25 protein-coding genes are annotated in these 23,616 nt (G+C 66.4%); 3 read left to right on the forward strand and 22 right to left on the reverse strand.

Annotated elements, in window-relative coordinates; all coding sequences use genetic code 11:
• Positions 1-3 precede the first annotated feature (3 nt).
• The 5 genes from folD to BMX96_RS13780 all read right to left on the reverse strand — a co-directional run bounded on the left by folD (position 4) and on the right by BMX96_RS13780 (position 6,533).
• The gene (gene folD / locus BMX96_RS13760) at positions 4-894 is read right to left on the reverse strand and encodes a bifunctional methylenetetrahydrofolate dehydrogenase/methenyltetrahydrofolate cyclohydrolase FolD (RefSeq protein WP_091846018.1); all 891 of its coding nucleotides are present in this window, start codon (positions 892-894) and stop codon (positions 4-6) included.
• 52 nt (positions 895-946) lie between these two features.
• Positions 947-2,623 carry a formate--tetrahydrofolate ligase gene (locus BMX96_RS13765; protein ID WP_091846019.1) on the reverse strand — a complete coding sequence of 559 codons (1,677 nt, stop codon included), beginning with the start codon at positions 2,621-2,623 and terminating at the stop codon, positions 947-949.
• A gap of 355 nt (positions 2,624-2,978) precedes the next feature.
• Complete coding sequence (locus BMX96_RS13770; RefSeq protein ID WP_091846020.1) at positions 2,979-3,383, reverse strand: PaaI family thioesterase; 405 nt, start codon at positions 3,381-3,383, stop codon at positions 2,979-2,981.
• Positions 3,380-4,048 carry a ligase-associated DNA damage response endonuclease PdeM gene (gene pdeM, locus BMX96_RS13775; RefSeq protein ID WP_091846021.1) on the reverse strand — a complete coding sequence of 223 codons (669 nt, stop codon included), beginning with the start codon at positions 4,046-4,048 and terminating at the stop codon, positions 3,380-3,382. The genes BMX96_RS13770 and pdeM overlap by 4 nt, the downstream gene beginning before the upstream one ends.
• Before the next feature lie 37 nt (positions 4,049-4,085).
• Positions 4,086-6,533, reverse strand: coding sequence for a ligase-associated DNA damage response DEXH box helicase (locus BMX96_RS13780; protein WP_091846022.1), 2,448 nt, complete (start codon positions 6,531-6,533; stop codon positions 4,086-4,088).
• 65 nt (positions 6,534-6,598) lie between these two features.
• Here BMX96_RS13780 and BMX96_RS13785 point away from each other — a divergent pair, with 65 nt between their 5' ends.
• A complete protein-coding gene (locus BMX96_RS13785; protein WP_175481750.1) occupies positions 6,599-7,249 on the forward strand; it encodes an NAD(P)-dependent oxidoreductase in 651 nt (216 codons plus the stop codon).
• Between the two features lie 18 nt (positions 7,250-7,267).
• Here the strand turns inward: BMX96_RS13785 and BMX96_RS13790 are convergent, their stop codons facing one another.
• The gene (locus BMX96_RS13790) at positions 7,268-8,575 is read right to left on the reverse strand and encodes an ATPase (RefSeq protein ID WP_091846024.1); all 1,308 of its coding nucleotides are present in this window, start codon (positions 8,573-8,575) and stop codon (positions 7,268-7,270) included.
• A gap of 128 nt (positions 8,576-8,703) precedes the next feature.
• Between BMX96_RS13790 and BMX96_RS13795 the strand changes: the two genes are divergently transcribed.
• A complete protein-coding gene (locus tag BMX96_RS13795; protein WP_091846025.1) occupies positions 8,704-10,356 on the forward strand; it encodes a hypothetical protein in 1,653 nt (550 codons plus the stop codon).
• On the opposite strand, the gene BMX96_RS13800 is transcribed toward BMX96_RS13795, so the two are convergent.
• The 16 genes from BMX96_RS13800 to BMX96_RS19670 all read right to left on the reverse strand — a co-directional run bounded on the left by BMX96_RS13800 (position 10,332) and on the right by BMX96_RS19670 (position 22,510).
• Positions 10,332-10,829: a prepilin peptidase gene (locus BMX96_RS13800; RefSeq protein WP_073128092.1), complete on the reverse strand. Its 498-nt coding sequence runs from the start codon at positions 10,827-10,829 to the stop codon at positions 10,332-10,334. The genes BMX96_RS13795 and BMX96_RS13800 overlap by 25 nt on opposite strands.
• 21 nt (positions 10,830-10,850) lie before the next feature.
• Positions 10,851-11,705 carry a tetratricopeptide repeat protein gene (locus tag BMX96_RS13805; protein WP_091846026.1) on the reverse strand — a complete coding sequence of 285 codons (855 nt, stop codon included), beginning with the start codon at positions 11,703-11,705 and terminating at the stop codon, positions 10,851-10,853.
• 39 nt (positions 11,706-11,744) lie between these two features.
• The gene (locus BMX96_RS13810; RefSeq protein WP_236737077.1) at positions 11,745-12,308 is read right to left on the reverse strand and encodes a tetratricopeptide repeat protein; all 564 of its coding nucleotides are present in this window, start codon (positions 12,306-12,308) and stop codon (positions 11,745-11,747) included.
• 7 nt (positions 12,309-12,315) lie between these two features.
• Positions 12,316-13,293 (reverse strand): type II secretion system F family protein, encoded by a 978-nt coding sequence (locus BMX96_RS13815; RefSeq protein WP_091846027.1) that lies wholly within the window; start codon positions 13,291-13,293, stop codon positions 12,316-12,318.
• A gap of 10 nt (positions 13,294-13,303) precedes the next feature.
• Complete coding sequence (locus BMX96_RS13820) at positions 13,304-14,269, reverse strand: type II secretion system F family protein (RefSeq protein ID WP_073127951.1); 966 nt, start codon at positions 14,267-14,269, stop codon at positions 13,304-13,306.
• A 5-nt stretch (positions 14,270-14,274) separates the two neighbouring features.
• Positions 14,275-15,750, reverse strand: a complete 1,476-nt coding sequence (locus tag BMX96_RS13825; RefSeq protein ID WP_091846028.1) for a TadA family conjugal transfer-associated ATPase — start codon at positions 15,748-15,750, stop codon at positions 14,275-14,277.
• Between the two features lie 14 nt (positions 15,751-15,764).
• Positions 15,765-17,024 carry a CpaE/TadZ family protein gene (locus BMX96_RS13830; RefSeq protein ID WP_091846029.1) on the reverse strand — a complete coding sequence of 420 codons (1,260 nt, stop codon included), beginning with the start codon at positions 17,022-17,024 and terminating at the stop codon, positions 15,765-15,767.
• Positions 17,025-17,214: 190 nt separating this feature from the next.
• Positions 17,215-17,883 carry an OmpA family protein gene (locus BMX96_RS13835; RefSeq protein ID WP_091846030.1) on the reverse strand — a complete coding sequence of 223 codons (669 nt, stop codon included), beginning with the start codon at positions 17,881-17,883 and terminating at the stop codon, positions 17,215-17,217.
• 5 nt (positions 17,884-17,888) lie between these two features.
• Positions 17,889-19,337 carry a type II and III secretion system protein family protein gene (locus BMX96_RS13840; protein ID WP_091846031.1) on the reverse strand — a complete coding sequence of 483 codons (1,449 nt, stop codon included), beginning with the start codon at positions 19,335-19,337 and terminating at the stop codon, positions 17,889-17,891.
• Between the two features lie 198 nt (positions 19,338-19,535).
• Entirely contained in the window at positions 19,536-20,387 is an 852-nt protein-coding gene (cpaB, locus tag BMX96_RS13845; RefSeq protein ID WP_091846032.1) for a Flp pilus assembly protein CpaB, read from the reverse strand.
• Between the two features lie 151 nt (positions 20,388-20,538).
• Positions 20,539-20,751 carry a hypothetical protein gene (locus tag BMX96_RS13850; protein ID WP_091846033.1) on the reverse strand — a complete coding sequence of 71 codons (213 nt, stop codon included), beginning with the start codon at positions 20,749-20,751 and terminating at the stop codon, positions 20,539-20,541.
• Between the two features lie 107 nt (positions 20,752-20,858).
• A complete protein-coding gene (locus BMX96_RS13855) occupies positions 20,859-21,056 on the reverse strand; it encodes a pilus assembly protein (protein ID WP_073127958.1) in 198 nt (65 codons plus the stop codon).
• Between the two features lie 199 nt (positions 21,057-21,255).
• Positions 21,256-21,450: a hypothetical protein gene (locus BMX96_RS13860; protein ID WP_091846034.1), complete on the reverse strand. Its 195-nt coding sequence runs from the start codon at positions 21,448-21,450 to the stop codon at positions 21,256-21,258.
• A 104-nt stretch (positions 21,451-21,554) separates the two neighbouring features.
• Positions 21,555-21,752 (reverse strand): Flp family type IVb pilin, encoded by a 198-nt coding sequence (locus tag BMX96_RS13865; RefSeq protein WP_091846135.1) that lies wholly within the window; start codon positions 21,750-21,752, stop codon positions 21,555-21,557.
• A 241-nt stretch (positions 21,753-21,993) separates the two neighbouring features.
• Entirely contained in the window at positions 21,994-22,191 is a 198-nt protein-coding gene (locus BMX96_RS13870; RefSeq protein WP_091846035.1) for a Flp family type IVb pilin, read from the reverse strand.
• 70 nt (positions 22,192-22,261) lie between these two features.
• Complete coding sequence (locus tag BMX96_RS19670) at positions 22,262-22,510, reverse strand: hypothetical protein (RefSeq protein ID WP_175481751.1); 249 nt, start codon at positions 22,508-22,510, stop codon at positions 22,262-22,264.
• On the opposite strand from BMX96_RS19670, the gene BMX96_RS13875 reads away from it, so the two are divergent.
• Positions 22,509-23,357: a lytic transglycosylase domain-containing protein gene (locus BMX96_RS13875; RefSeq protein WP_407944669.1), complete on the forward strand. Its 849-nt coding sequence runs from the start codon at positions 22,509-22,511 to the stop codon at positions 23,355-23,357. The two genes, BMX96_RS19670 and BMX96_RS13875, sit on opposite strands and share 2 nt — an antisense overlap.
• Positions 23,358-23,616: the final 259 nt, after the last annotated feature.

Genomic DNA, 23,616 nt, shown 5'->3' on the forward strand with positions numbered 1-23,616 from the left:
CGCTCAGGCGGTCAGGCCCTCGGGCTCGGGCAGGTCGTGGGCACGGCAATAGGCCGTGACCGTGTTGGCCAGCAGGCAGGCGATGGTCATGGGGCCGACCCCGCCCGGCACCGGCGTGATGGCGCCGGCCACCGACGCGCAGCTTTCGAAATGGCAATCGCCCACGAGGCGGTTCTTGCCGTCCCGCTCGACCCGGTTGATGCCCACGTCGATCACGGTGGCCCCGGCCTTCAGGTAATCGCCCGTCACCATCTCGGGCCGGCCCACGGCCGCCACCAGGATATCGGCGCGGCGCGCCACGTCCTGCAGATCGCGGGTCCGCGAATGGGCGATGGTGACCGTGCAGCTTTCGCTGAGCAGCAGTTGCGCCATGGGCTTACCCACGATGTTCGAGCGTCCCAGAACCACGGCGTTCAGCCCCGACAGCGATCCGCAATGTTCGCGCAGCATCAGCAGGCAGCCCAGGGGCGTGCAGGGCACCATGGAGCGTTGCCCGGTCGCCAGCCGCCCCACATTCGAGACGTGGAACCCGTCGACATCCTTGGATGGGTCGATCGAGTTGATGACAAGCTCGGCGTCGATCTGCGCGGGCAGGGGCAGCTGCACAAGGATGCCGTGCACCGCCCCGTCGGCATTCAGCTTGGCGATCAGCGCTAGCAGCTCGGCCTCGCTGGTGGTTTCGGGCAGACGATACTCGAACGATTCCATCCCGCATTCCTTGGTCATCTTGCCCTTGGAGCGGACATAGACCTGGCTGGCGGGGTCATCGCCGACCAGCACCACGGCCAGCCCGGGCGTGACGCCCCGTTCGTCGCGCAGCCGCGCCACGTGGTCGGCCACGCGGCCGCGGATACGGGCGGCGAAATTCTTGCCATCGATGATCTGTGCGGTCATGGCGTGGTCTCCTTGCGGGGGCGTGCGGCGTCGGGGTAATCCCGCCCGCCGCCTAGAACAAGCCTTCGATATCGCCTGCGTCGTTCAGGCCGATCGCCTCGGCCGAGGGCACGCGGGGCAGGCCGGGCATGGTCATGATCTCGCCGCAGATGGCGACGACGAACCCCGCGCCGGCCGACAGCCGCACCTCGCGCACGGGGATCGTGAACCCGGTGGGCGCGCCGCGGGCCTCGGGGTCGGTGGAAAAGCTGTACTGGGTCTTGGCCATGCAGACCGGAAGGTGGCCGTGGCCCTGGTCTTCCCACTGCTTCAGCTGGGCGCGGATCTTGCCGTCCATCTGGGCTCCGTCCGCGCGGTAGATGCGGCGACAGATCGTGTCGATCTTGTCGGCCAAGCCCATCTCGTCGGGATAGAGCGGCGCGAAATCCGCCCCGCCCGCCTCGATGGTGGCGACCACCTTCGAGGCCAGGTCGCGCGTCCCGTCCGAGCCTTTGGCCCAGTGCTTGCACAGGATGGCCTCGGCGCCCTGTCCGGCGATGAAATCCTGCACCGCCGCGATCTCGGCCTCGGTGTCGCCGGCGAAGTGGTTGATCGCCACGACCACTGGCACGCCGAAGCCGCGCAGGTTTTCCAGGTGGCGGCCCAGGTTGGCACAGCCCGCCTGCACGGCGTCAACGTTCTCGGCCCCCAGGTCGGCCTTCTTCACGCCGCCGTTCATCTTCATCGCGCGCACCGTGGCGACCAGCACGACGCAATCGGGGGCAAGACCGGCCTTGCGGCACTTGATGTTCATGAACTTCTCGGCGCCCAGGTCGGCGCCGAACCCGGCCTCGGTCACCACGTAATCGGCCAGCTTCAGCGCCGTGGTGGTGGCGATGACCGAGTTGCAGCCATGAGCGATGTTGGCGAAGGGGCCGCCGTGGACGAAGGCGGGATTGTTCTCCAGCGTCTGCACCAGGTTGGGCTGCATCGCGTCCTTCAGCAGCACCGTCATGGCGCCGTCGGCCTTGATGTCGCGCGCGTAGATCGGCGTGCGGTCGCGGGTATAGGCCACGATGATCGCGCCCAGCCGATCCTGCAGGTCCGCCAGGGACGAGGCAAGGCACAGGCAGGCCATGACCTCGGACGCCACTGTGATGTCGAACCCGGCCTCGCGCGGGAAGCCGTTGGCGACGCCGCCCAGCGACGTGGTGATCTGGCGCAGCGCGCGGTCGTTCATGTCCATCACCCGCCGCCAGGTCACGCGGCGGGTATCGATCCCGAGCTCGTTGCCCCAGTAGATGTGATTGTCGATCATCGCCGACAGCAGGTTGTGGGCGCTGGTGATGGCGTGGAAATCGCCGGTGAAATGCAGGTTCATGTCCTCCATCGGGACCACCTGCGCATAGCCGCCTCCGGCTGCGCCGCCCTTCATCCCGAAGCATGGCCCGAGCGACGCCTCGCGGATGCAGATCGCGGCCTTCTTCCCGATGGCGTTAAGCCCGTCCCCCAGGCCCACGGTGGTCGTCGTCTTGCCCTCACCGGCGGGGGTCGGGTTCACGGCGGTCACGAGGATCAGCTTGCCGTTCGGCCGGTCGGCGAGGCTGTCGATGAAGGGCTGCGCGATCTTGGCCTTGTCGTGGCCGTAGGGCACGAGATCATCGGCGCCGATCCCCAGCTTGGCGCCGATTTCGCCGATGGGCCGTTTCTTCGCCGCCCGCGCGATCTCGATATCCGAAGTGAATGCCATGGCCCGTGCCCTCCCCTGCGCAATGCCTGCCCAAGGTGTAGCGGGCCGTTTCTGCCCCGGACAGCGGGTTTGCGACGCCTGCCCGGACGGTTGCGGCGGGGGCGGCGGGAAAATCACGCTTCGGTGATGGACCCGAATGCGCCCGGCGCAGTTGTTTGTGCAGACCCTGACGGGAGCAAGACAATGACGAGTGTAAGCATGGCGATCTATGGCGGGATGATGCTGGGGATGACCCTGGCGACCTTCGCGCTCATCTGATCCATTTCCAGCAACGGCCGTGAAAGCGGCCGAAATGAAAGGCCGCGCCTTCCCTTTCCCTCGGGCGCGGCCTTTTTCATGCCCGAAGACCGGGTTGTCAGACCGGCAGCATCGTTCCCTGGAGCAGCGCGATCTCGACGCGCCGGTCGTCCGTTTCGGCCCAGACCGTCGCCCGTACGACGGTGATGCGGCGTCCCGGCTTCACCACCTCGCCCACGGCGACCAGGCGGTCCCCCTGTGCGGGGCGGAGCAGGTTGATCTTCATCTCGGTGGTCAGGACGTCCTGACCGTCTTCCATCTTCGAAAGCGCCGCGTAACCGGCTGCCGAGTCGCCGATGGCGAAGGTCAGGCCCGCGTGGCCGAAACCCTGCTGCTGACGGGATCCGGGCAGGATCGGCGCAGTGATCGTCACGCGACCGGGCGAGACATCGCTCAGGTCCGCGCCGAGGGTCGCCATCATCGACTGACGGCCGAAATTGGCGCGGATGTCCTCGGGGCTCACGCGGCCATCCGGGGCAGAGGCACCTGTGCCGGGTGCGGCCCGGTCAGGACAGCCCGCGCATCTGCGCCCATCAGTCCGCGCAGATGCGGGGTCCGCCAGCACAGCCCGCCGGTGAATGTGCCATAGGCCGGAAGGATCATGTGCCGCCGGTCCACCAGGAAACAGGGCCGCGATACGGCCTTGCCCCGCAGGCCCAGCCGCGCCTTCGGATGGTAGTGGCCGGTGATCTCGCCCCGCGCGGGGGTGGCGATATGGCGGAACAACAGCGGCCCTATCTGCACCACCTGCGCGGCGTTGCCGCCAAGGTCGCTGGGCGCGGGATCATGGTTGCCCGCGATCCACGTCCAGTCGCGTCCGCCCTGCATGCGGTTGATGGCGGCGCGGTCGGAGGCGTCGAGCCCGGCGGTCGCCGCGTCGTCGTCAAGGGAGTCGCCCAGGCAGATCACCCGGGCGGGGTCCAGTTGCGCCACGTCCCCTTCCAGCCGGGCGAGCGTGTCGCGCGTCTCGTAGGGGGGAAGCATCTGGCCAGCACGGCGGGCGATCCGCTCGGACTTGCCCAGGTGCAGGTCCGACACGACCAGCAGCCCCTCCTCGGGCCAGTGCAGCGCGCCCGAGCCGTGGGCATGCAGCCGCGCCCCGCAAAGATCGATCTGGATGAAGTTCATTCTTCGTTCTTAGCCAAACCGGGGCGGGTGCGGCAAGTCAGTATGGCACCCGCCAGTGCCGTTTTTCCGCCCCCGGATCCATGTCGAGCCCGGCGGTGTCCATGAGCCGCGCGGCCTCTTCCGCCAGCAGCCGTTCGGTGGCGGCGCCTTCGACCGGGACACGCCCCGCTTCGAGGAAAAGGGGGGCGGCCAGCGGCGTCACCCGGTCCAGGACCACGTGGTCGACGCGGCCCGCCGTGCGCATGAGCATGTCCTCGATCCTGCCGAAATCCACCAGGCCCTTCAGCGCCTCTTCGCGCGTGATATCCATCAGCAGGTGGTCGGGATCGTATTTCAGCAGCACGTCGTAAAGGATGTCGGCGCTGAACGTGGCCTGCTTGCCGGATTTGCGCTGGCCCCGGGTCGTGCGCTCGATCAGCCCCGAGATCACCGCCGACTGCTTGAACGTACGCTTCATCACGGCGTTGCCGGCCAGCCATGTCTCGAACGTCTCGCGCAGGTCGTCGCGGTCGAACAGCGGCTCGGGGTGCACCAGTGTATCCAACCCCCAGATCAGCGTGGCGTAGTCGGTGGCGACGAACCCCATGGGATGGAGGCCCTGCTGCTCCATCCGTGCGGTCAGCAGCAGGCCCAGCGTCTGCATCGCGTTGCGCCCGGCGAAACCGTAGACGCAGGTGTGCTCACGTCCGTCATGGGGGAACGATTCGATCAGGATCCGGTCGGTCTGCGGCAGCTGGCTGCGCTCGCGTTGCAGGTGCAGCCAGTCGCGGGTGTCTTTCGGCAACTCGGGCCAGTCGTCCTGCCGGAACATGCGCAGGATCCGCTCGCTCAACTGGGTCGATGTGGCGAACTTGGTGCCCATGAAGGTCGCGATCTTGGGTTCGCGATCCGCGCGGCGGGTGACCTCGACCACCATTTCACGAAGGCCCTCGTAGCGGACGATCTGCCCGCCCATGAGGAACGTGTCGCCGGGGGTCAGCGTGGCGGCGAAGCCCTCCTCGATCTCGCCCAGGGGCGTGCCGCCGCGCCGGTTCTTCAGCCGAACCTTCAGCAGGTCGGTGTCCATGATGGTGCCGATATTCTGCCGGATGCGCTGGCCCGCGCGCGGGTCGCGCAGGTGCCACAGGCCATCCTCGTCCTGCTTCAGCCGCTTCCACTGGTCGTAGGCGCGCAGGGCATAGCCACCGGTCGCCACGAAATCGAGACAGGCGTCGAACTGCGCCCGGGTCAGGCCTGCGTAGGCCCCCGCGCTGGACACTTCGGCGTAAAGATCGTCGGCCGCAAAGGGGCCGGCCGCGGCGCGGATAAGGATGTGCTGGCACAGCACGTCGCGTGGGCCGGGGCCACGCGGGTCGCCGTCGAGATCGCGCTCTTTCACCGCCTGCAACGCAGCGACGCATTCCACAACCTCGAACCGGTTGGCGGGCACCAGCAGCGCCTTCGACGGCGCGTTGTAGCGGTGGTTGGCCCGCCCGATCCGCTGTACCAGCCGCTTGACGTTCTTCGGTGCGCCGATCTGGATGACCAGGTCCACGTCGCCCCAGTCGATCCCGAGGTCGAGCGAGCCGGTGCAGACGATGGCGCGCAGCTCGCCCGCGACCATGGCCTGCTCGACGCGGTTGCGCTGCTCGCGCGAGAGGCTGCCGTGGTGGATGCCGATGGGCAGCGCGTCCTCGTTCTGCAGCCAGAGCTCGTGGAAGAAGATCTCGGCCTGTGCACGGGTGTTGTGGAAGATGAGCGTGGTCTTGTGCTTGCGCACCTGTTCGAGCACCGCGGGAATGGCGTAGCGACCGCCGCCGCCGGACCAGGGCGGGGCGGCATCCGTTTCCAGCATGGCGATGTCGGGGTCCGGGCCGGGATCGGCATAGAGGATCTCGCACGGATCGGGGTGGCGCGCCAGGAAGCTGGCGATGGCGGCGGGGTCTTCCACGGTTGCGGAAAGCCCCACGCGGCGCAGCCCGGGGCATAGGGCCTGCAGGCGGCTGAGCGCCAGCATCAGCTGGTCGCCGCGCTTCGATTCGCTCAGCGCGTGGATCTCGTCCACCACGATGCGCTTCAGCCCCGCGAACATGCGCGGCGCGTCCTCGTAGCTGGTCAGCAGGGCCAGGCTTTCTGGCGTGGTCAGCAGGATATGCGGCGGGTCGGCGCGCTGGCGTTTCTTGCGCGTGGCCGATGTGTCGCCGGTGCGATCCTCGATCCGCACGGGCAGGCCCATCTCGGTTACCGGGGTCGTCAGGTTGCGCTTGATGTCGGTGGCGAGCGCCTTGAGCGGCGAGACATACAGCGTGTGCAACCCCTCATGCGCGCCCTCGGACAGCTCGACCAGCGTGGGAAGGAATCCCGCCAGCGTCTTGCCGCCGCCCGTCGGCGCGATCAGCAGCAGCGCGGGATCGGCGGCGCGGTCCAGCATGTCCTGCTGGTGTGGGTGGATCTGCCAGCCGCGCGAGGCGAACCAGTCGGTGAAACGGGGGGGCAGGGCGGTCATGAACGGAACCTAGGGGCGAACCGCGTCATTCGCCATGCAGCACCCTGCGGCAAAAGGAGAACGCGGTGAAGATATTGGTCATTGGCGCCACCGGCGGCGTCGGATCGCGGCTTCTGCCCATGTTGATCGAGGCCGGGCATGAGGTCCACGGGCTGTGGCACAGCGACGGCGACGACAAGCGGTTGCAGCGGCAGGGTGTGACGCCGCATTTCGGCGACCTGACCGAAATGGGCCCGGGTGACTTCGCCGATCTCGTGACCGGCATGGACGCCGCCGTGTTCTCGGCCGGCGCCGGTGGCGCGGGTAAGGACCTTGCCACCGCCATCGACGGCGACGCGGCGATCGTCCTGGCCAGCGCGATGGAGGCGCAGGGCGTTCGGCGCCTGGTCGTGGTGTCCGTCTTCCCCGAAGCGGGCCGCAACCGCGACCTGTCCGAAACCTTCGAGCATTACATGGCCGAGAAGAAGCGCGCCGACGTGGCGATCACGGCCACGGACCTGGACTGGGTGCTGATCCGGCCCGGCACGCTGCAGAACGAGGACGGCGACGGTCAGGTGACGGCGGGACGCTGCATCACCTATGGCGACGTGGCGCGCGGCAACGTGGCCCGCGCGATCCACGCCGTGCTGGACCGCCCCTGGCTGACCAAGGAGATGATCGAGCTGACCGATGGCCCGGTCGCGGTCGGTCGGGCGATGGACGCGCTGGGCCGGTAAGAACGTCCCGCGCTGGGATCAGTGCTGGATGTCGGATTCCTCGACGAACATGTTCGCCCAGGCCCGGTCGATCAGCTCGGGGCTCATCTGGTTCGGGATGCCCTCGAAATTGCAGATCGAGATCATCTGGTCGATCAGGAAGATCGGCTGGTAATTGGCGTAGACGTTGTCGATCTCGGGATACTTGTTCTTCAGCAGGTGGATCAGCGTGGATTCGTCCAGCGGCATCTTCCGCTTCTTCGCGACCATGCTGAAGATCTTGAGGAAGTCCTTCTGGTTCGGTCCGTCGATCTTGATCTTGTAGAAGATCCGGCGCAGCGCGGCCTTGTCGAAGATCTTGTTGGGGTGGAAGTTGGTCGAGAAGATCACCAGCGTGTCGAACGGGACCTCGAACTTCTCGCCGGACTGAAGCGCGAGGATGTCCTTGTTCTCCTCCAGCGGAACGATCCAGCGGTTGATGAGCGCCTGCGGCGGATCCTCCTGACGGCCAAGGTCGTCGACGATGAAGACGCCGCCCGTCGACTTCAGCTGCAGCGGCGCCTGGTAGGTGCGCGCGACCTCGTTGTAGTTCAGGTCCAGCATGTCCAGCCGCAGCTCGCCGCCGGTGATGACAGTGGGGCGGTCGCACATGACGTAGCGCGTGTCGAACCGCGTCTTTCGGCGCAGCGAGGTCGGGTCGTCCTCGTGGTCTTCTGCGGCGGTGTGCACGATCGGGTCGTAGACGGTGATGACCTGGCCCGCGTATTCGATGGCGCGGGGCACGTAGATCTTGTCGCCCAGCGCGTCGCGGATGCCGTTCGAGATGGAGGATTTACCGTTGCCCGGCGGGCCGTACATCAGGATCGACCGACCCGAACCCACTGCGGGGCCCAGATTGTCGATCAGATCGTCGGGCAGCACCAGGTGCCCCATGGCGCCCAGCAGCTGCTGACGCGTGATCGCGATATTGCGGATCGACTGGCGCTTCACCTGTTCGCGGTAAACCTGGAGCGGCACGGGCATGGCGCCGAAATACTCGGACTGGCCCAGCGCCTCGAGCGCACGGGACTTGCCCGCATCGCTCAGCTGGTAGGCCATCTCGCCCGAGCCTCCGGCGTGCAGGCTGCCCATGGCCTCGATCAGCTTCTGCCGGCGCGCGATGTCGATCAGCTCCTGCGTCACGGCCACGGGCAGGCAGATGCGCTTGGCGATTTCCGATGTCTCGGCCGCGTTGGTGCGGAAGATGGTCTTCAGCAGGATGTCCCGCATCATCACCGGCGACAGCAGCATGTCGTCCAGCGTCTTGGGGACGGGGGGCGCCATCACGCCGGGCGTGGTCATGTTCATGGGCTCTGGTGCCTCTTTTCTCGGGGCCGCCCCATCGTTTCCATATTTCGGACAATAGGGGGCGCTATGACTGGATCCGACACGGAGCATCGCCGCCCATTGTGGCGAAGATAGGGAGAGGGATGGGAATGACTGGCGCACACACCGTAAAGCTGGCGCTGTGGTGCGCGGCCCTGATCGCGGTGATGGCGGGGCTGTCGCTGCTGAAGGGCGGCCTGTTCGCGGACCGCTACGAAGGCGACATGCTGCACCTGACCGAGATCATCCTGCGGGTGGCAGACGGGCAATGGCCGCATCTCGATTTCATGACGCCCATCGGGATGCTGGCGTTCTGGCCCATCGCGGTGTTCGTGAAGGCGGGGGCGGGCTTCGGCATGGCGGTGCACCTGGGACAGCTTTCGCTTGCCGTGGCGCTGGCCCCGCTTGCGGTCTGGGTCGCGCTCAGCCGGTTTCGCGGCCCGCTCGCGTATCTCTACATCCTTCTGGTGATGACCTTCGCTCTCGCGCTGGTGCATGGCGAGTCGATCTCGAACATCTCGATCTCGATGCACTACAATCGGTGGGCCTGGGCGCTGGCCTTCATCATGCTGCCCGTGGGCATGCTGCCGCCGCTGCGCCGGTCGGTGGCGTGGGACGCCGCCGCGCTGGGCTTGCCCATGGCGGCGCTGGCGCTGATCAAGGTGACCTACGTGGTCGCGCTGGCGCCCGGTCTGATCGTGCTGCTGATCGCGCGCGGGCAGTGGGCCGCGCTGGGCTGGGGCGTGGCAGTGACCCTGGCCGCGCTGGCGGTCTTCACCGGCATCGCGGGGGTGGGCATCTGGCCCGCCTACGCGCAGGATGTCCTGACCACCGCCGGCAGCGACATCCGGACCAACCCGGGCCTTGCGCTGGACCAGGTGGTGACCGGGCCGCTGTTCATAGGCGGGCACCTCGTCGCGCTGGCTGCGGTGGTGTTCCTGCGGCAATCGGGCTTCGCGGCGCTGGGGCTGGGGCTTTTGTGCCTGGTCCCGGGCTTCGTTTATGTCACCTACCAGAACTTCGGAAACGATCCGCAATGGATGCTGGTCACCGCGCTGGTGGTGCTGATGACCCTGCCGGCCGCCGGAACGCGAAACCCGTGGGGCTGGGACCTGCGCCTGTCGCTGGGCATGGTCGGGGCCGCGCTGCTGGTCGCGTCGCTGCCCTCGTTCTTCAACCTGGCCTACAGCCCCTTGCGCCATTTCTCGGAAACGACCGAGGACTTTACCACCGTCTTCCCGCGTTCGGACCAGCATGACGATTTCTTCACCGACACCCGCCGCGTGTTCCAGGTGAACCTGCAGATCGCGGGTGAGGACGTGTCCGAGGACCTCGAGAAATTCGCGTCACTGGCCGAGCGTCCCGATCTGACCATCGTCGGGGGCGAAGAGATCGCAGAATGCTCGCTGCATAACGGCCTTGTGGCGTGGTTCGATACCGCCGCGCGGCAGCTGGAAGAAGCCGGGATCGGGCCGAACGCGCGGGTGCTGGTGGCCGATCTGCTCAGCGCGCTGTGGATGTATTCCGACGACCTGCAACCGCTGAAGGGCGGGGCGCCGTGGCGCTATGGCGGGGCGCCTGGGATCGAGGACGCGCAGATGGTGCTGGTCCCGCTCTGCGCCGTGAACTCGCAGACCCGGGCGGATATCGTCACGGCCATCGACGAGATGGGATACACGCTGCGCGAACGTCTCCGGACCGACCTGTTCATCCTCTACGACAAGCAGGCCGAGCCCGATCAGATCGCGGCCAACACCAGGTAGAACAACAACGCCGGCGCGAGAGCGAGCCCCATGGGAAACTTCGCCGATGTCCAACTGACCCATTCGGGTGTGCGGGACCGGATCGCGGGGGTCGCGCGGGCCAGGCGATGGGTGGCGAAGGCCGCCAGCGTGATCGCCGCGAACAGGTAGAGCAGCGTCAGCGCGTCGGGCAGCAGCACGAAGGGCGCGGCGGCGGCGGCGAACTTCGCGTCGCCCGCCCCCAGCGCGCCGCCCATGTTCAGAACGAACCCGGCGACCAGCACGACGGCTAGGTGCAGGAACTGCCAGGCGTAAAGCTCGAGCGGCAGGACCAGCGGGCCGATCAGCAGGTAGACGAGGAACAGCGCCATCACCGCCTTGTTCGGAATCTTCATCCGCGCCATGTCGGACCACGCCACCCAGATGCAGATGGGCGTGACGAAGGGGAGGAAGGCCAGCGCCGCCCGGTCGGGCAGCATCAGCGCCTCGGCGATGTCGGCCAGCCCGTTCACGGACTAGTTGGCGACGTTCGAGTCCAGCGCGGCCAGCGCGCGGGCGGCCACGTCGAAATGCTGCGGATGGGTGTCCACCGCCTCGCGCAGAAGCCCCGCCCCGATCGAGACGTCGCCCTGCTTGACCGCGGCCAGCCCCAAGGTGTGCAGAAGCTGGGCCTTCTCGGTCTGGCTCATCTGGACCACCGGCAGCTCGTACTTGCGTTGGGCGCCGCGGGCCAGCGTCAGGTTGTTCTTCGCGGTGAAGAGGCTGCCGTCATGGCTCAGCGCCTCGGAGAACAGTTTCTCGGCCTCGCCGTAGGATCCGCGGGTCAGCTTGGAGTAGCCCCAGTTGTTCAGCACGCCCGCCGGCTTCGACGTCAGGTTCACGGCCGTCTGGTAGAAGCTGTCGGCCTTGTCCCACTGCTTGTGTCCGTCGGCGATCATCGCCTCCAGCCGGTAGCGGCGGAAGGTCTCGACGGTGGGGGGCAGCTGGTTCAGCTGCGCCTCGGCCGCGTCCCAGTCGCCCGCGCGGATCAGTGCGTCGGCCAGCGACAGCCGGTCCTCGTGGGTGGCGCCCTTCATCTCGGCCACGCGGGCCCAGACGGCGGCGGCCTGGTCGGGCTTCTTGGCCCGGATCAGGGACGAGGCCAGGCCCCGCTGAAGATCGATGCGGTCGGGATTCGCGCCCGCCGATTTCCGGAAATAGGCGACCGCCTCGTTCGGGTCGGCCACGGTCAGCATGATGTCGCTGAGGTTGCTTTCGTCGATGACGTTGACTTCTTTCAGCGCGCGCTCGACTTCGGCCTTGTCCGATCGCGCGCCACAGCCTGCCAGCGCCCCGCAGATGCAGAGCGACAGAATAATGGGATGGCGCATGGTGCCTGCGTCCTTGTTTTACCTGCTCTTGCCGTTCCGCTATCCGTCCGTCGCGATGATCCGGTAGGATCCGCCACCGCGTCGCACCAATGCGAAATCATTATTTTCCGGAGCAGAATAGGACGACTGTTCCATTTTGGCGAGCGCCAAGGTCAGATTTGCGCGGATGTCGTCACTTTCGCCACTATCGGCCGCGAAGGCGGCGCGGAAGATCTGGCTGGCCTCGGCCACCTGGCCGGTTTCCATCAGCACCACGCCCAGGTTGTTCAGGGCCGGCACATGCGTCGGGTCCTGATCGACGGCCTGGCGCAGCAGGCGCTCGGCCTGGCCCAGCCGCCCCAGCCGCAGGTTGGCCGAGCCCAGGGCGGACAGCACTTCGACAGTGGTGCCGCGGTCCGCCGCGCTGCGCAGGTAGGCCTTCAGGGCCAGCTCGTATTCGCCGGCAGCCATCAGCCGGTGTCCGACCACGAGGCCATCGACACTGTCGGTGGACCGGTCCACGGCATCGGGGGCAAACACCTGCCCGCCAAACGGCGACTGGCCGCCCGTATCGGAACAGGCGGCCAGGAAGATCAGTGGCAAAATCGCCGATACGCGCGTCAAGTCGTCCTCAGAGGCTCATCTTTCCCAGCGTCTCGACAATGTTATAGATCGACGGTCCAAGCAAGATGATCAGCAACGGCGGCACCGTCAGCATCATGGTGGCCAGCGTCATCTTGGTGGGCAGGGTGTTGGCCTTTTCCTCGGCCCGCATGACCCGCTTGTCGCGCATTTCGGACGCGTAGACACGCAGCGCCTCGGCCACGGACGTACCGAAGGCGGCGGACTGGATCAGCACCGTGACGAAGTTCGACACGTCCGACACGCCGGCCCGTTCGCCCATGTCCTTGAGCACGGTGGTCTTGTCCTTGCCCGCCTTGATCTCGTGGCTGACCATCGCGTACTCGTCCGCCAGCGCGGGGTAGCCGGCGCGGATTTCCTTGGAGACGCGCGCGATCGAGTGGTCCATGGACTGTCCCGCCTCGACGCAGACCAGCATCATGTCCAGGCTATCGGGGAAGCCGTTGACGATCTGCTCCTGCCTTTCCTGGATCCGCTTGGTGACCCAGTATTTCGGCGCGTAGTAGCCGACGAAGCCGGGGATCAGCGTAGACAGCACCATCGTGCGGGTCGTGACCTCGGCGCCCATGCCGTTGTTCACCACGGTGTAGATCACGCCCAGTATCAGCAGACCGATGCCCAGCGCGAACTGCGCGAAGTGGAACGTGCGCACCGCGTTCTTGCCGCGATACCCGGCGCGGATCAGCTTCATCCGGATGGCCGAGTATTCTTCCTCGTTCTGCGGTTCGAGGAAGTTGGAGTATTTTTCGAGCTTGTCGTGCTTGCCGCCGATGCGCAGCGCGGGGCCGTTCTTGCCGCCCGATTTCGACGCCTTCACGCTGTCGCGGAACTTGTCCATCGGGTCGGACTTCTTCTGCAGCAGGAAGGGCAGGGTCAGCAGGATCAGCAGGAAGCCAAGCCCCCCCACAGCGAAGAGCGGCCCCATCGGCCCGAAACGCTGCACCAGCATGTCCATGACGAATTCCATGGCGGGTTCCTCAGACCTTGATGTTCACGAGCGCCTTCATCACGAAGATGTTGGCGACCAGGAAGGCGGCGACGACCAGGCAGGCGGGGATGAAATACGCCGTCTCCTTCACGTCGTCGTAGTAGTTGGGCTGGATCACGTTGATCATCACCAGCGCGCCCAGCGGGAAGACCGACAGGAACATGCCGGACCACTTGGCCTCGGCGGTGATGGCCTTCACGCGGCGGAACAGCTTGAAGCGCGACCGGATCACCTTGGCCAGGCCGTAGAGCACTTCGGCCAGGTTGCCGCCCGATTGCTGCTGGATGGTGACCGCCACGGCAAGGAAGCGAAGGTCCTGCATGTCCAGCCGTTCGGCCATGGCCTTTAGGGCCTCGCCCACGTCGCGCCCGTAGGCGGATTCGTCCGCGATGACGCCCATTTCGGACCCCAGCGGGTCGGGCGTTTCCTTGGCCACCGCCGCCAGCGCGCTGCTGAACGGGTGACCGACGCGCAGCGACCGAACCATCAGCTCGACCGCGTCGGGCAGCTGTTCCTCGATCAGCGCCATGCGCTTCTTGGCCTTGTTGTTCACCCAGACGAAGACGCCGCCCACGCCCATGGCGATGGAAACCGCGATGCGGATGGGGGTCGAGGCCTCGGTCGCCTGCGTCAGGCCGACATAGGCCACGGTCGCCAGGACCACCATCACCATGACCAGCTGCGTCGGCGTAAAGGCGATGTTGGCCTTCTGCGCCTTCACCGCCAGCAGCGAATACAGCGGCACCTTCTGGCTTTGCATGTGCTGGCTCATCTCCTTGCGGAGCTGGTCCAGGACCTGTTCGCGGGCCTTGCCCTTCTCGAGCATTTCCAGCCGGCGGTTCACACGGCTGTTGAGGCTGATCGACTTGCCGAAGACGGTCAGGTAAATCCCTTCGACCAGCACGAGGACGGCCACGAAAATCAGGCCGTAGATGACGGGTTCAGCGCTGAGCATCTTGTCTATCCCTGAAAAGGCTCGAAAATCTCGTGGGGCAGGTTGTAGCCCCACATCTTGAAGCGATCCGAGAAATGCGAGCGCACGCCGGTCGCGGTGAAATGTCCGATGATCTTGTTGTCGGGGGTCAGGCCGACGCGCTTGAAGCGGAAGATCTCCTGCATCGAGATGACGTCGCCTTCCATGCCAGTGATCTCGGTGATCGAGGTCATGCGGCGCGAGCCGTCCTGCAGGCGGCTGGCCTGCACGATCAGGTTCACGGCCGAGCTGATCTGCGAGCGCACGGCCTTCAGCGGCATCTCGATCCCAGCCATGGCGATCATGTTCTCAAGGCGGCTGACGCCGTCGCGGGCGGAGTTCGCGTGGATCGTGGTCATCGACCCGTCGTGGCCGGTGTTCATGGCCTGCAGCATGTCGATGACTTCCTCGCCCCGCGTCTCGCCGACGATGATGCGGTCGGGGCGCATCCGCAGCGCGTTTTTCAGACAGTCGCGCTGGCTGACCGCACCCTTGCCCTCGACGTTCGCAGGGCGGCTTTCCATCCGGCCCACGTGGGTCTGTTGCAGCTGAAGTTCGGCGGTATCCTCGATGGTCAGGATGCGTTCGGAGTTATCGATGAAGGACGACAAGGCGTTCAGCGTGGTCGTCTTACCCGAGCCGGTACCGCCCGACACGATCACGTTCAGCCGGGTGCTGACCGCGGCTTCGAGATACAGGGCCATTTCCTCGGTGAAGGCGCCGAACTTCACCAGGTCGTCGATGGCCAGCTTTTCCTTCTTGAACTTACGGATCGAGACCAGCGAGCCGTCCACCGCGATGGGCGGGACCATGGCGTTGAAACGCGACCCGTCGGCCAGGCGGGCGTCGACGTAGGGGTTCGATTCGTCCACCCGGCGGCCCACGGCGCTGACGATCTTGTCGATGATGCGCAGCAGGTGGCGTTCGTCCTTGAAGGTGATGTCGGTCAGCTGCAGCTTGCCGTTTCGTTCGACGAAGATCTGCTGCGGCCCGTTCACCAGGATATCGTTGACCGAGTCGTCCTTCAGAAGCGTCTCGAGCGGGCCGAGGCCCTTCACCTCGTCGAACAGGTCCTGGTTCAGCGTAGTGCGTTCCTCGCGGTTCAGCACGACGCCCATCTCGTTCAGCGATTCGCTGACGATCTCGTTGATCTCGGATTTCAGGTCCTGGTCCGACGCGGTTTCCAGCGCCGACAGGTTCAGGTTGTCCAACAGCTCCTTGTGGAGGCTGACCTTGATGTCCGACAGCCGTTCCTTGCGCCGCTTTTCCTTGTCCACCGGCTCGGCCCGGGCGGGGGCGGCCTTGGCGGGGCGGTTGGCCGTCGCCTTGGCCTGCGGCTTGGCCGCGGCGGGCGCATCCACGGGTTCGAGCTTGGCCAGCTTGGTCGCGGCCTTGGCCAGCGGCGCGGGCGCCGCGTCGCTTTCGACCTTGGTGGCGGGGGTTTTCTTGTAGCGGGAGAACATCGGTCAGAGCCCCTTCAGTTTCCGGTGGCCGCGCTGCGGCTCAATTCATGCGCCGACGCCGCGAGCTTCTGGATTTCGCGGCGCAGCGGGTTCTTCTTCGCCGTTTCGGCCAGGGGCGTTCCCTGGTCGTTGGCTTCGGTCACGGGGCGGCCGCCATCGGGCAGCTGCACCTCGAACGAGATGTCCAGGCTTTCGGCCAGCCGCTTCATGCGGCTCTTGCCGGACAGGTCGGTGAATTTCGGCGCGCGGTTCAGGACGAAGCGCAGCTTCTCGACCGGCAGATCCTCGGCCTTCAGCGCCCGGATCAGGCGCAGCGCGTTCTGGGCCGAACGCATGTCCAGCTCCATCAGCGCGAAATAGACATGCGCCTTCGACAGGACGGTTTCGGTCCACATCACCACGGTCGAGGGCATGTCGACGATCACGTAGTCGAAATTCGACGCGGCCACGTCGACGATGCGTTCGATATCCTCGGGGGTGACCAGGTCCAGCGGCAGCATCTCGGCCGGGGCGGTCAGGACGTGCAGCTTGTCGTTGAAGGGCTGAAGCGCCTGCATGAAGCTTTCGCTGTCCATGCTCTCGGTGTTCTGCAGCAGCTCGAACACGGCTTCGCGTGCGGGCAGGTCGAGATAGGTGGCGACGGCGCCCATCTGCAGGTCGAAATCGATCAGGCAGACGCGCGGGGCGTTGTCCTTGTCGACGTTCGCCAGCTCCCACGCCAGGTTGACGGCGAATGTCGACGCGCCGGTGCCGCCGGCCAGCGACTGGACCGGCATGATGACGCCTTCGCGGTCGCCGGTGGCCTTCAGGCGGGTGACGTTCTCGGCCGGCGCCTCGGGCGTCGCGGCCTCGGCGGGCGGCGCGGGCGGGGTGCGCAGACGCTCGATCGCCTCGTGCAGCGCGCCTTCGGGCAGGGGGTAGGGCACGAATTCTGCGGCGCCGAGCTTCAGCAGCTGGTGCAGGACCATCGGGCTGACTTCCTCGGCGATGACGATGACCTTCACGTCGCGCTCGGCGGCGGCGGTCACGAGATCGGCGATCGCGCCGATCTGGTCCTCGTCCTCCTCGTCCATCGCGATGGCGATGAACTCGAGCTGCTCCGCTTCGGGCTGGCCAAGAAATATCGCGGCGTCGGCGTAGGACAGGTCGCCCCAGGCCTCGCCCAGTTCCGCTTCCATGTCCTCGATCAGCAGGTCGAAATTCTGAACGTCTCGACAGACGGTGCAGGCCTGGATCGGGGCAGGCTCGGCGGCTTGCGCTGTTGCGGTCGTCATGAACTCACGTCCCTTACCAAGATCCGGGCTGACACCATCGCGGCCGTGGCGCGCGAGGGTGCCGATCTTTGCCCTTTGCCACCCGCAAGACGTGGTGGCTCCTTGGTTAGGGTATGCCGTTCAAGTGGGGCGACATTGAGACGGAAATATCGTAATTATCCGACTTGCGAGAACAGACGCCCGGCGCTGTTTACTGTCCCGCACCCTCGATCGATTCGAGACCGGAATCATTATAGGCGAAGTCCGGCTCGGCGCTTTCCACGTATTCGCGGAAGATTACTTCAGCATACTTGCCGTTCATGAGGGTCGACCGACCCCCGGCGAAGCCCGAGACCTCGGTCACCGTGCGGCGGTTCGCCCGCTCGCGGCCCTGGGTCACGATCAGCGGCTGTGTTTCCCCGAAGGAAACAAGCGCGGCCAGCCGATCGCCGTTCACGCCATTGCGAACGAGCTCTCGCACGACGGCCTGGGCGCGGCGCAGGCCGAGCGCCTTGTTGTAGGCGTCCGATCCCACCAGGTCGGTGTGACCGTAAACGCGGAAGGTGACCTCGGGGAACTGGCGGATCCACACGGCCTGCCGGGCGACGGTGGCCCGGGCCTCCGGGCTCAGCGTCGCGCTGTCGAAACCGAAGTTCACGACCGACGCGACCTCGTTCGAGAAGCGGTTGTTCAGCCCCTCGATCTGGCTGATGTCGCCGGACTGGACGGCCATGTTGTTGACCACGGCGTTGCCGAAACGGCCTTCGTCCAGGTCCGCGCCCGCGGGCGTGGCCCAGAGGGTGCGGGCCTTGTAGCCGACCTCGCCGCAGGCGGTGAGCGTCAGTGCAGCGGCCGAGGCCAGGAGGATCGTGCGCGTCATCGGGGTCACTCCATCACGTATCCGTAGGACCCCGAGAAGTCCTGTTTCGCCACTTCGGCCGCGGGGCCGGCTTTGGGCGCATTGCTGGCGCGGCGCTTGCCGCCCACCACGTCGCCGAAGAGGAACAACTCGCGCTCGGACGGGACCACCACGCGGTCGGTGGGCAGGGCCAGCGCCTCGCCCCGGACCGGGGTAACGAGGTGCGCGGTGATGATGATCACCAGCTCGGACTGCTCGCGCTCGTATTCGGCCGAGCGGAACAGCGCGCCCAGAACCGGGACGTCGCCCAGCCATGGGACCTGGCCCTTGAGGTCGCGGAAGTCGTCCTGCAGCAGGCCGGCGATGGCGAAGCTTTCGCCGTCGCGCAGCTCGATCGTGGTCTTGCTCTCGCGGCGCGAGAAGCCGTTGATCGAGAAGCCCGACTGCTGGATGCCGATGGTCGGGTCCAGGCCCGACACGGCGGCCGTCAGCTCGATGTTGATGGCATCGTTGCCCAGCACGCGCGGGGTGAAGTCCAGCTCGACGCCGAAGGGCTTGTACTCGATTCGGATGGCATTGTCGCCGCTGGCCACCGGGATCGGGTATTCCCCGCCCGCCAGGAACGACGCCCGCTGCCCCGAGAGGGCGACGAGATTCGGTTCGGCCAGGGTGCGCACGACGCCCTTGCTTTCCAGCGCCTCGAGCAGGACGGCGAACCGCAGGCTGCCCGCGCCGAAGCCGATGGCGAACGATCCCTCGGCGTTGTCGTCGCCGACGAAGCCCTGGCCGGTCAGGATGTTGGTTGCATTGTTGCCGTCGTTTAGGACGCCGTTGGAGCCCAGGATGCCCACGTCGCCGCCCGAGACGTCACCGCCCAGCGCGACCGAGCTTGACAGTTCCTTCGAGACCGAGCGGCTCATCTCGGCGAAGCGGACCTTCAGCATGACCTGCTGCGTGCCGCCCACCATCATCAGGTTCGATACCCGGTCGGGGGCGTAGCGGTTGGCGAGGTCCAGCGCCCGGTCCAGCGCGGTGACGGACGACACGGTGCCCGACAGCACGATGCCGTCATTGGCGGTGCGCACCTCGATCTGTTCGTTGGGCAGGATCTGGGTCAGCCGCTCCTTGAACTCGCCCACGTCGGGGATGACCTGCACCTCGACATTGGTGATCAGCCGACCCTCGGCGTTCAGCAGGGTCAGCGTGGTGCGACCCGGTGCCTTGCCCAGCACGTAGATGGTGCGGTCCGACAGGGTCGAGATATCGGCGATGGCCGGGTTCGCGATGGAGAGCTCGGCGAAGGGCCGGTCCGATTCGACCACCACCGCGCGGTTCATGGGCACCCGCAGCTCGGACGCTGCCGTGCCCTGCATGACGCGCAGCGCCTGGGCGTGTGCGAATGTGGCAAGAAGAACCGGCGACAGGGCCACCAGGCCCACGACGCACGCCGCCTTGCAGATTTGTCTGATGCTCATGTGACCTGCCTCTCTGAGTCACGGATGGGACAGGTCTTTTTGCCCGTCTTTTGACGCACCATGCGCGCAAAGCCATTCTCGATCAAGAATCAGGGCTTTGCGCGAAGGTCTTGATGTGCGAAAGGCGCAACACCTGTGACCGGGTGCCGCGCCTTTGATCTGTTGTCTGATGCGCGCCGCCGGGCGCCGCCATATCGATCAGTTGGTGCAGGGGATCGGGATCTCGATCACCTCGGCGCCCCGACGGGTGCGGATCGTGCAGACCTGCTCTTCCTTCACCTCGACCCGTTTTTCTTCAACGATGCCAAGCAGTTCGCGCTGATCGATCTCGACGGCCTCGGCCACGCTGTCGTCCTCGGTTCCCAGCAGGGCCAGCGACAGTCGCCCGGTGCTCTGGGCCTGGGCCAGGGCCGCGACGTCGCGCGGGGTGGCCTCGACAGTGACCGTGCGCGCCACGGTGGCGCCCGAGCGGTCTTCATCGGAGGATTGGTCGATGGCGACCAGTTTCACGCCGCTCTGGATCAGCTTGGTGACGTCCTGACGCTCGGGACCCGAGCTTTTCACGGTGCCGGTCCAGTAGACGTCGACTCGGTCGCCGGGACGCAGGAAACCCGAAACGCCCGAGGAGACATCGACGCTGATCGCGAAGGCCCGCTTGCCGGGGGACAGCCGGGCGGACACGCCCGCATCTTCACCCGGTTCGGTGACCTTGACCGCCAGGACGGCTTCGCCCTGTTCCATGGAGCGCAGGACGCTGCGTTCGATGTTCACGCCCTGGGGAAACATCTCTTCCGCGGTGCTGAACGCGCCTTCGGGGATCGCTTCCTGGGGGAAGGCCACGAGCTTGATGTCTTCCTGGGTCAGCCGCTCGCCGTAATTGACGGCGCGCGTGGTGACGAAGACCGGCTGCGTCTGAATCGCGGGGCCCTGGTTCGCCCGCTGCGCGTCCAACGCGGCCTGGTTCGCCGCCATGTAATCCTTGGCCATGTAGACCGCGAAGCCGGCCAGGCCGAGGCCCAGCATCAGCACCAATCCGAATACGAGTCGCATGGGAAACCCCCTTTTCGTCGTCTGGCCCCCGGCGCGCGGTTCTGCGGGCGGGTGACCCAAATACTGTCCTAGTGTCGCGTGGGATTGCGGCGAAATGATGCCATTCGTGCATCATTAAGGCGATTGCCGCGGTTCGGACGGGATTGTTTCGTCAATCGATGGCCCGGCCCGGGAAGATCTGGTCGGGCAGACTCTCGTCTGACAGCGTTGCCTGGATGTCGCCGGACGGCGCTTCGGCGCCCTCGTAAACCGTGGCGCCAACGGCGATTCCGACGCCGCAGATCAGGGCTGTCAGGACCTTCCAATCCAGGCTGGCGCCGCCGAACTCGTCGCGCGCGAATTGGGTGGTGTATGGATGAGGCATAGTCGTCTTCCTGCTCTGCTTCGGGATTCCGTCGAACGTGACGGGGCCGCGCCCCCGATCTGGTGGGCGCGGCCCCGGTTCGGCCGGCGAGCCGCGTGGGCCGCGCCTTACGGGAAGGTCGTGGTGACGGTGGTGCCGTTCAGGTGCGTGGATACGGCCTGGGTGACCGTCTTGGTGCCGCTGGTCACCGAGGACAGCACGGCGATGCCGAGGCCGACGATGGCGGCGGTCAGCACGACCCAGTCAACGGTCACGGCGCCGTCTTCGTCGTCGCGGAAGGTCTTGGTCAGCTTGAAGAATTTCATGTCATGGTCCTTTCGGGTTTGGCTTGGCGGTCGTCGCCTGTTTACCGAGATTGTCGACCGAATCTGTCCAAACGGGGGCCGAACGCCGCCGCGTCCGTGGCCTTTGCAAGGGCTTTGCGGGACAGGCGCATCCGGTGGTTGCGTAAAAGGAAAAGGCCGCCCTGGGGCGGCCTTCTGCATGGTGCCTTGCGTGCGGGACTTAGAAGGCCTTGGTCACGCTGGTGCTGGTCAGCTTGTTCGAGACGTTGTGTGTCGCCGTCTTGGTTCCGCTGGTCACCGAGGCAAGCACGGCAACGCCGAGACCGACGATCGCGGCGGTCAGAACCACCCAGTCGACGGTGACGGCGCCATCTTCGTTCTCGTTGTAGCGCTTGATTGATTTGAACAGCGTCATGGGATTGATCCTTTGCGCGGTGTCGGTCGCCGTTCGGCGGCGTCGGAAGCTCGGCCATGGCGGCAAGGGCGCACCCCGCCGCCATGGATTGGCAGGCGTCGGCCTTACGGGAAGGTCGTGGTGACGGTGGTGCCGTTCAGGTGGGTCGACACCGCTTGCGTCACCGTCTTGGTGCCGCTGGTCACCGAGGACAGCACGGCGATGCCGAGGCCGACGATGGCGGCGGTCAGCACGACCCAGTCGACGGTCACAGCGCCGTCTTCGTCGTTGCGGAAGGTCTTGACGAGCTTGAAGAATTTCATGGTTTGATCCTGTTTGATGCTCTGGTTCCGAAATCCCGACCAGAACATCACGCTCTGTTCGAGTGGGGGCACCATGACTGTCGCACAGGGCAGCAATATGACCGTGTCGGTGGCATTTTGCGGCAAATCTGCGAAGGGCACCCGCGTGACCTGGATCAGTTCACGACGTGACCGGGCCGCCGATCGGGATGACCGGCGGCCCAGTTGCCTCGGCGTCGCAGTCGGATGACCGGTCCGCGCCTTACGGGAAGGTGGTGGTGACGGTGGTGCCGTTCAGGTGGCTCGACACGGCTTGGGTGACCGTCTTGGTGCCGCTGGTCACCGAGGACAGCACGGCGATGCCGAGGCCGACGATGGCGGCGGTCAGCACGACCCAGTCGACGGTCACGGCGCCGTCTTCGTCATTGCGGAAGGTCTTGGCGAGCTTGAAAAGTTTCATGTTACACAGCCTTACTTGTTGCACGTTGCGAGAGTGCCGTCACGGCGCATGCCGGTCCGGTCCAAAGTGGTTAATGCTGGAAGAATTCGGCGTGAATCTGGCGGCAGCTGGCCCATTTCTGGAAATGTTTGCCACAATGATCGGGCGCGACGGGAACCCGTTTCGCGGGTTTCCGGCGACGTGACCCGCGGCCTTGGGGCAAAATGGTGACGCCTCGCGCAAAATGGCCCCGATTGCGCGCGCCGTGCTTCTCCTGGAAGGCGGTCGTCTTCAGACTGGCGGCCAAACAACGATAATTGACCTTGGCAGGTTCGAGCATGAGAGTTCCCGTGATCGCGGCGCTGATGGCGGCGCTGTTTTCCGTGTCGCCCGCCCATGCGGGTGACCCTCCGCCCTTTCCCGATTTCACCTTCAAGCGGATGAAGCCGCCCGCGCCGGGCACGAAGAAGCGCATCACCGTGCAGATCGACCCGTCGGAGCAATGGCCGCCACCGGCGCCCGAGAAACCCGCCAAACCCGAGACCACCCCCGACGCCGCGCCATCGACGCCGGATGCGCCCAAGACCCGCGCCTATGCCTGGTTCTGGGACCACGTGCCGCCGGGCGGGGCAGGGGCCGCCGGTGTCGACAGCGCGCTTGCCGTGCTGGCGCGTCCGCCCTCCGGCGTGCGTGCGCCGCAATACCGGCTGGACCACCTGCGCAAGCTGGCGCAGCGCCACGGGCGCGACATCCTGGCGGCCAGCGTCGGGACCAAGGTCTCGCCCGCTCTGGCGCTTGCGGTCATGGCGGTCGAATCGTCGGGCAAGGTCGACGCCGTCAGTTCGGCCGGCGCGCAGGGGCTGATGCAGCTTATGCCCGACACCGCGCGCCGCTTCGGGGTCCATGACAGCACCGAGGCCCAGGACAACATCCGTGGCGGGATCGCCTATCTCGACTGGCTGATGGGCGAGTTCGAGGGCGATCCGCTGCTGGTCCTGGCGGGCTACAACGCGGGCGAGGGCGCGGTGACGCGCCACGCGGGTGTGCCGCCCTATTCCGAGACGCGCGGCTACGTGCCCAAGGTGCTGGCCGCGTTCCAGGTGGCCCGTGGGCTGTGCCTGACGCCGCCCATGCTGGTCAGCGACGGCTGCGTCTTCGTCGACAACCGCGTTGCCAGCAACGGCTGACGACTCGCCGCTGGTGCTGGACATCGACGGCACTTACCTGCGCACGGACCTGTTGCTGGAGTCGTTCTGGGCGGGGATGGGCGCGGTCATGCGGTAGTGGTCTTCCCGCTCTACCCGGTCGGCGACCAGCCTGCCGCGCATTGCGAGACGCGCTGCATCTTGCGGCCGACCCTGCCGCCCATATCGCTTTCGCCATGCGGATGGTGGAAGTGGCGCGCAGGGTCAGACGGATTGCGCCCCGATTGTCTTCGCGCGGCGT

It is taken from the genome of Palleronia pelagia (assembly GCF_900110115.1).
GTDB lineage: Bacteria > Pseudomonadota > Alphaproteobacteria > Rhodobacterales > Rhodobacteraceae > Palleronia > Palleronia pelagia.